The sequence below is a fragment of the Microcystis sp. 0824 genome (assembly GCF_003112475.1).
In the GTDB taxonomy this organism is placed as follows: domain Bacteria; phylum Cyanobacteriota; class Cyanobacteriia; order Cyanobacteriales; family Microcystaceae; genus Microcystis; species Microcystis aeruginosa_C.
In genome coordinates this window covers 1-7,582 of sequence record NZ_BDSM01000034.1, presented here as the reverse complement: position 1 = coordinate 7,582, position 7,582 = coordinate 1, and the positions used below count along the sequence as shown (strand labels likewise).

The 7,582-nt window shown below is 40.8% G+C and carries 2 protein-coding genes; both read left to right on the top strand.

Features of this window, described 5'->3' with window-relative positions; all coding sequences use genetic code 11:
- Positions 1–5,290 (top strand): non-ribosomal peptide synthetase (locus N0824_RS13145; protein WP_146184282.1); only part of this gene is annotated, 5,290 nt, incomplete at its 5' end.
- A 165-nt stretch (positions 5,291–5,455) separates the two neighbouring features.
- A partial coding sequence (locus tag N0824_RS13140) for a condensation domain-containing protein (RefSeq protein ID WP_146184281.1) occupies positions 5,456–7,582 on the top strand: 2,127 nt, incomplete at its 3' end.

Below are 7,582 nucleotides of genomic sequence, written 5' to 3'. Positions count from 1 at the left end.
ATTACATATTGGTGGTATGGGATTAGCCAAAGGTTATCTCAATCGTCCCGAATTAACCCAAGAAAAATTTATTCCTAATCCTTTTGAGAAGGATGAAGTGATCCCCCCAACCCCCCTTAATAAGGGGGGCAATGAGCCGTCAAAATTATATAAAACGGGAGACTTAGCCCGTTATTTACCCGATGGTAAAATCGAATATTTAGGACGCATTGACAATCAAGTAAAAATTCGCGGCTTCCGTATTGAATTGGGAGAAATTGAGGCTGTACTTAGTCAAAATCAGGCGGTACAGTCTTCTTGTGTGATTGTTCGTGAAGATAATCCCGGGGATAAACGCTTAGTTGCTTACGTTGTACCGCAACCCGAAATCAACCTGACAATTAACGAAATACGGCAATTTTTGCGAGCAAAATTACCTGATTATATGGTTCCTACTGCGTTTATTCTTCTTGATGCTTTCCCCTTAACTCCCAATGGCAAAATAGACCGCCGTGCTTTACCTGTTCCCGATTTACAGAGCCAAGGTGAATATATAGCTCCCCGTAACCCCATTGAAGAAAAAATGGCGCAGATTTGGGCTGAGGTACTGAAATTAAAACGAGTCAGTAATGAGGATAATTTCTTTGAATTAGGTGGACATTCTCTGTTGGCAACTCAAGTTATTTCTCGATTACAGGAAACCTTTGAGATTGTTGTTCCCTTGCGTTATCTGTTTGAATCCCCAACCATTGCTCAGTTAAGTGGGGTAATTTTAAAAGAACTGCAAACAGGTTTAGGGTCAAAGCTACCATCAATTGTCCCCGTTAATCGAGAGGAGGACATTCCCCTATCCTGGGCCCAGGAACGTCTCTGGTTTGTGAATCAATTAGAAGGAGAAAGTGGGGCTTATACTATTGATTTAACGATGCGTTTGCGCGGAAATCTCAATGTTAAAGCCTTAGAAAAAGCTTTCCAGGCAATTATTCAACGCCATGAACCCCTACGGACTCAATTTAAACTCAAAGATAACCAACCAATACAAGCGATCGATCCTAATGTAACCTTCACCTTACCAGTTGTCAATCTGCAAAACCTGAGTCATTCTGAGCAACAGGTAAAAAACCTGTTATTAGCAGCAGCCTGCGAACCCTTTGATCTCGAATCAGGGTCAGTATTGCGAGTCAAATTATGGCAAGTCAAGACAGAGGAATATGTCCTATTATTAGCCATTCACCATATTGCGGCGGATGGTTGGTCATTAGGTGTTTTAGTTGACGAATTATCAGTCTATTATCGAAGTTTCTGCACCGGTACAAAAGCAGATTTACCTGATTTATCAATACAGTATGCTGACTTTGCCGTGTGGCAGCGTCAATGGTTAACTAATGAAGTATTAGACCGTCAATTAAGCTACTGGAAGCAACAATTAACCGGGGTTCCCCTACTACACCAACTTCCCACAGACCGTCCCCGGCCAGCAATCCAAAGTTTTCGCGGTGGGACGGAGCGACTGCAACTAGATAGTCAACTAACACAAAAATTGAAAAAACTTAGTCAAGAGTCCGGTAGCACTCTTTTTATGACATTACTAGCGGGTTTTGCTGTGTTACTATCTCGTTATAGTCAACAAACAGATGTGGTAATTGGTTCACCAATTGCTAACCGTAACCGCACCGAAATTGAAGGGTTAATTGGCTTTTTTGTCAATACTTTAGTGTTAAGATTTAATTTATCTCAAGACCCGACCTTTGAAGATTTTCTCGCGCAAGTCAGACAAACTACTCAAAACGCTTACGACCATCAAGATTTACCCTTCGAGATGTTAGTCGAAAAATTACAAATTGAGCGTCATTTAGATCGTAATCCTTTAACACAGATAGTTTTTGCCCTTCAGAATGCTCCTAGTTCTCCCTGGGATTTACCCGGAGTAAACATTGAGGAGATACCATCAGGACTTGATTCAGTTAGGGTTGACTTAGAAGTTTACCTCTGGGATGCACCCGAAGGATTAGGCGGTTTTTGCTCTTATAACAGGGATTTATTTGATGCTGAAACTATTGTCCGTATGATGAATCATTTTACGACTTTGTTAGCGGCAATTGTGGAAAATCCCCGTCAATCATTAGCTTCACTACCCTTATTAAACCCAGAGGAAGAGTATCAACTATTAGAGGAGTGGAATGAGACAAAATCTGATTACTCCTATAACAAGTGTATTCATCAATTAATTGAGGAACAAGCAGCGCGTACCCCTGATGCAGTAGCAGTAGTCTTTGAAAATCAACAGTTGACCTATGCAGAATTAAATAGTCGGGCCAATCAACTAGCTCACTATTTACGCTCTTTAGGTGTAGAAACCGAGGTAATAGTCGGTTTATGTGTAGAGCGCTCTTTAGACATGATTGTGGCATTAATAGGCATCCTTAAAGCCGGTGCTGCCTATCTACCCCTTGACCCAGAATATCCTCAAGAACGCCTACAATTTATGTTAGAGGATAGTCAAGTACCTTTATTACTAACCCAAAGTTCACTGATTGATAAACTCCCAAATCATCAAGCTAAAGCTGTATTTTTAGCTGAAATTTGGCAAGAAATTAAACCAATGAACTGGGATAATTTGACGGGGAAGGTAACAGCTTCTAATTTAGCTAATGTGATTTATACTTCTGGTTCTACGGGTAAACCTAAAGGGGTGATGGTTGAACATCAAGGGTTATGTAACTTAGCTCTGGCGCAAATTCAGACTTTTGCTGTGTCTTCTCAGAGTCGAGTGCTTCAATTTGCTTCTTTTAGTTTTGATGCCTGTATTTGGGAAGTTTTGATGGCTTTGGGAGCAGGAGCGACACTTTATTTAGCAAGTAAAGACAATTTAATGCCCGGTTTACCCTTAATCAAGCAATTACGGGAGAATAAGATTACTCATATTACTCTACCGCCATCAGCTTTAGCGGTTCTGTCTTGGGAAAATCTTTCCTCTCTGCAAACTATTATTGTCGCCGGGGAAGCTTGTTCTCCTGAATTGGTGAAAAAATGGTCCCAGGGACGAAATTTCTTTAATGGTTATGGACCCACCGAAGGAAGTGTTTGTGCAACGGTAGCTAAATGTACGCCTGTTGATGCAAAAATAACTATTGGTCGGCCAATTCCTCATGTGCAGGTTTATATTTTAGACTCGCATTTACAACCGGTTCCTATCGGTGTACCCGGGGAATTACACATCGGAGGAGCAGGGGTAGCCAGAGGTTATTTGAATCGCCCAGAATTGACAGCAGAGAAATTTATCTATTTAGAAAATAAGGAACAGTTAAAAGGCAAACGTTTGTATAAAACAGGAGATTTAGCTCGTTATTTACCTGATGGAAGAATTGAATATCTGGGACGAATTGACAATCAGGTTAAAGTAAGGGGTTTCCGCCTTGAATTAGGGGAAATTGAAGCAGTTTTGAGCCAACATCCCCTAGTACAAGAAGCGGTTGTGATGGCTCGCGCTGATCAGGCAAGTGATCATGATCAAGACCAGCTTAATACTAATTTAGTAGCCTACTTAGTTCCGGCTCTCAAGGATCAAGTATTGCCTGAACAGCTTGCTCAATGGCAGAGTGAATATGTTAGTGATTGGCAAAAAATTTACGAAGAATCCTACAGTAAACCCCAACCTCAAATTGAAGACCCCACTTTTAATATTAGTGGTTGGAATAGTAGTTATACGGGTCAAGCTATTCCCCCAGCAGAAATGCAGGAATGGGTTGATCAGACGGTGAGCCGAATTTTAGGAAATCAACCACCACAACGAGTGTTAGAAATTGGTTGCGGAAGTGGATTATTGCTATTCCGTGTGGCGAAACATTGTCAGGAATATTGGGGAGCCGATTATTCCGCTGCTACTATTAATAACCTAGAACATTTATATAGCACAATTGAGGGTTTAGAGGGCAAAGTAAGATTATTACACCGAACAGCCGATGATTTTACTGGCATTCCCCAAGCTACTTTTGATCGAGTAGTAATTAACTCTGTGGTTCAGTATTTCCCTAGTGTGGATTATCTATTACAAGTTATCGCAGGAGCAGTCAAGACGACTGCGGATCAGGGTAAGATTTTCCTAGGTGATATCCGTAGTTTGTCCTTACTAGAGCCTTACCATGCCGCGGTACAGTTAGCTCGCACTGAAGCTAATAAAACCCTTGAAGAATGGCAAAAACAGGTGAATCAAAGTGTAGCTACCGAAGAAGAATTGTTAATTGCACCTCAGTTCTTTATTGCGCTTAAACAACGCTTTCCGCGAATTTCTTGGGTAGAAATTGCCCCGAAACGGGGTCAGGCTGACAATGAGTTAACCCAATTCCGCTATGATGTTACTTTACATCTGGATACTGATGGGGAAAAAACGACAATTCCTTGGCTAAATTGGCAGCGGGATCGGTTTTCTTTAGCGCAACTGCAAGATAAACTAAAACTGGAACAACCAGAATATTTAGGTATCAGAGATGTACCCAATCAACGATTACAAAAGGCGCTACAAATTTTAGACTGTTTAGAAAATCCTCCCGGGGTAACAACGGTGGGAGAATTGCGGCAATTGTTAGCAAAAAATAGCGGGATAGGGATTAATCCTGAGCAAATGTGGCAACTGGGAGAACAGTTAGGTTACACTGTTCATCTCAGTTGGTGGGAAGGTAGTCAAGATGGTTCTTTCGATGTGGTTTTCTGTCGCCAGAATGCCATCTTAGAACCGATAATAAGTAAAGTTGATGAACAACCATACCCCAATTTTTGGGATGATGAGAGGATTATTCCCAAATCCTGGACTGATTATACGAATAATCCCCTATATGGTAAATTAGTCCAGAAGCTGATACCACAGGTGCGGGAATTTGTCCAACAAAAGCTACCTAGTTATATGGTTCCCCAGGCTTTTGTTTTGCTTAATACCCTACCTTTAACTCCTAATGGTAAAGTAGATCGGCTGGCTTTGCCTACACCCGATACAGCTACACGCAATTTAGCTACGGGATTTCTCGCACCTCGTACCCCGATTGAAACTCAAATGTCTCAAATTTGGAGTGAAGTTTTGGGAGTCGAACGTATTGGGATTAAGGATAATTTCTTTGAATTGGGAGGACATTCTTTGTTAGCAACTCAGGTTATTTCCCGTTCCCGCGATCTTTTCTCGGTGGAATTGTCTTTACAAAATTTGTTAGAATACCCAACTATCGCTAATTTAGCCCAAATCATCGAAGTTCTTACCGTTGCACCGGTAGAAACAGCTATGACTGAAAGCTTGGAAGATTATGAGGATGGTGAATTATAAAAACAGTTAAAGTTTTAGCTGATTTCAATAGTTTAGCAAGACAGTTAAAACGGCAAAGGACAAATATTGATCCTAGTCAATGGCAATCTGATGGACTTTTTCATCCTCAGGGCAAACTTCGTGATTTAGAGCTAATTTAACAACAACTTTGGAGGCAATTGGTAAATGAAAGTAGGAGATTTTTTAGCGTATTTGAAGGGTTTAGAGATTAAACTATGGCTGGAAGGCGAAAAACTTCGTTTTCAGGCTCCCAAAGGGGTTATGACCCCAGAAATTAAAGAAGAAATCGCCGCCAAAAAACCTGAAATTTTGGACTTTTTAAGAGCGGCAAAAATCCCAACTAATACTGTTGAGTTAGAGATTATTCCTGTATCACGGGATCAGGATTTACCCCTCTCTTTTGCTCAACAGCGACTCTGGTTTTTACACCAACTTTCCCCCGATAGTCATTCCTATAATCTGTTGGACGCTTTACGGTTAGAAGGAAACCTCAATCTGTTGGCTTTAGAACAAAGTCTCAGCGAACTAATTCGCCGTCATGAAATTTTAAGAACCACTTTTCCCATGATTGAAGGGCAACCAATTCAGCGCATTGCTCCCCCTTCCCCCGTAAGTTTACCCCTGGAAGATTTACAAGGTTTATCAAAGAATGAACAAACAGAACATCTGCAAGAAATAGCGATTGCTCTCTCCTTAAAACCCTTTAATCTAGCCAAGGAATCATTAGTCCAATTTAAGTTACTTAAACTGGGTTCTCAAGAGTATATATTGCTGTTGAAGATGCACCATATTATTTACGATGGTTGGTCTTTGAGCATCTTCTTTGGTGAATTATCTCAACTTTATGCAGCCTTTGTCCGGGGGTTGCCTTCCCCTCTCGCTAAATTATCGATTCAATACGCCGATTTTGCCGTATGGCAACGTCAATGGCTCACCGGTGAAGTCTTGGAACGTCAACTTAATTACTGGCAAAAACAGTTACAAGATGCACCTACTATTTTAGAATTGCCGACGGATTATCCCCGTCCTCCAATTCCTAGTTTCCGGGGTGATGGGCAGGTTTTTCGCCTGAATCAAGACTTAACACAACGCCTCAAACGGTTAAGTCAGGAGTCAGGAGCAACACTATTTATGACTTTACTGGCGGCCTTTTTTGTCCTAATTTCTCGTTATAGTGGTCAATTAGATGTTTTGGTGGGTTCTCCCATCGCTAATCGTAATAGTTCGGCAATTGAGAAATTAATGGGCTTTTTTGCCAATACTTTGGCTTTAAGGTGTGATATGTCGGGAAATCCGAGTTTTCTGGAGTTATTAGAACGAGTAAAGCAAACAACTTTATCAGCTTATGCTCATCAAGATTTGCCTTTTGAAATGTTAGTAGAAAGATTACAATTAGACCGAGATTTAAGCCGTAATCCTTTGGTACAGGTGATGTTTTCTCTGCAAAATACTCCCCAATCTGAGGCCAGTTTATCTGGCTTAAAGATGGAGAGTTTGCCTTTATCTGTTGAGCTTAAAGCGCGATTTGATTTAGAGGTAAATTTTTGGGAAGTGTCTGATCGTTTAGAAGCGGTTTGGTGTTATAGTACGGATTTGTTTGCTGCCCCCACCATTAACCAAATGGGTCAACATTTTCAGAATCTCTTAACTGCGATTGCAGCTAATCCCAATATGGGAATTTTTGAGTTATCGATGTTAAGTGATGAAGAACGTTATCAATTGTTATCATTGTGGAACGAAACTCACACAGATTATCCCTCTGATAAATGTATTCATCAATTATTTGAAGAACAGGTAAAACGCACACCCGACGCGGTAGCGGTGGTCTGTTCCCAGCAAAAATTAACCTACAATGAGTTAAATTGTCGTGCTAATCAATTAGCCCATTACCTGCAAAAATTAGGAGTAAAACCAGAGGAATTAGTGGGGATTTGTCTAGAACGTTCTTTAGACATGATGGTGGGGTTATTAGGAATCTTAAAAGCGGGTGGTGCTTATGTTCCGATTGACCCAGATTATCCCCAAGAACGCATTAGCTTTATGCTCCAAGATACCCAGGTTAAAATAATATTAACCTGCGAATCTTTACAGAATTCCTTGCCAAATCATCAGACTATTGTTATCTGTTTAGACAAAGATTGGCAACAAATTAATCAGGCAAGTCTGGAGAATCTGAACAGCACAGTTTCTGCGGATAATTTAGCCTACGTTATTTATACTTCTGGTTCTACAGGAATACCCAAGGGTGTTATCGTCACTCATCAAGCAGTTAATCGACTGGTATTAAATACT